This window comes from Frigidibacter sp. ROC022, from assembly GCF_024723735.1.
In the GTDB taxonomy this organism is placed as follows: domain Bacteria; phylum Pseudomonadota; class Alphaproteobacteria; order Rhodobacterales; family Rhodobacteraceae; genus SLM-1.
This window is the reverse complement of record NZ_JANQDU010000020.1, coordinates 1-750: the sequence shown is the minus strand read 5'-3', so window position 1 is coordinate 750 and position 750 is coordinate 1. Positions and strand designations below refer to the sequence as shown.

Genomic DNA, 750 nt, shown 5'->3' with positions numbered 1-750 from the left:
TTCTGACGATTTTGCTGGTGGTGGTCTTGATCCGGTGTGGACGGTCGTTGGCCCTTCGGGCACGTCTTCCTCACTGGGAACAAACGCGACGGACGGGTATCTGTCGCTGCTGACCCCGGATGGCAACCATGACATCTGGGGCACGAACAACAGTGTCCGGGCCATGCAGGCTGCCGCGGATGACGACTTTGAGATCGAGACGCGGTTCCTGACGACGCCGAGCGCGAAGTACCAGATGCAAGGCCTTCTGATCGAGGAGGATGCGCAGAACTGGTTGCGGTTCGATACCTATTCCGATGGCAAGAAGCTCTATGCCTTTGCCGCGATAACGGTAGATGGCGTGTCGAGCCAGGCTCTGAGAGTAGCGATCCCGGGCGGCACGGCGCCTTATCTGCGGGTGGAGCGCATCGGCGACAACTGGCAGTTCGACTATTCTCTGGACGGGAACACCTGGACGAGTGCAGGCAGCTTCACCCATGCGCTTGAAGTCAGCGCGGCCGGGGTCTTTGCAGGCAACACCGGCCCGGCCACGGGGTTCACGGCGCAGGTGGATTATGTGGAGTTCGGTTCCGATCCTCTGCTGGACGAAGACGGAACGATCCTTCCCGTGAATACGGCGCCCGAGGCCTCGGACGACAGCCTGACCACGGATTCCGGGGCAGCTCTGCTGTTCACCTCGGCAGACCTGCTGGCCAATGACAGCGATGCCGATGGTGATGCGCTGAATCTTGTCAGCGTGACCCAGCCGGG

1 protein-coding gene is annotated in these 750 nt (G+C 61.5%); it reads left to right on the top strand.

Going from position 1 to position 750, the window contains the following annotated elements; translation table 11 throughout:
* Window positions 1–750, top strand: a 750-nt coding sequence (locus tag NUW50_RS21330; RefSeq protein WP_258291212.1) for a DUF1349 domain-containing protein, incomplete at both ends; no start/stop codon positions are given.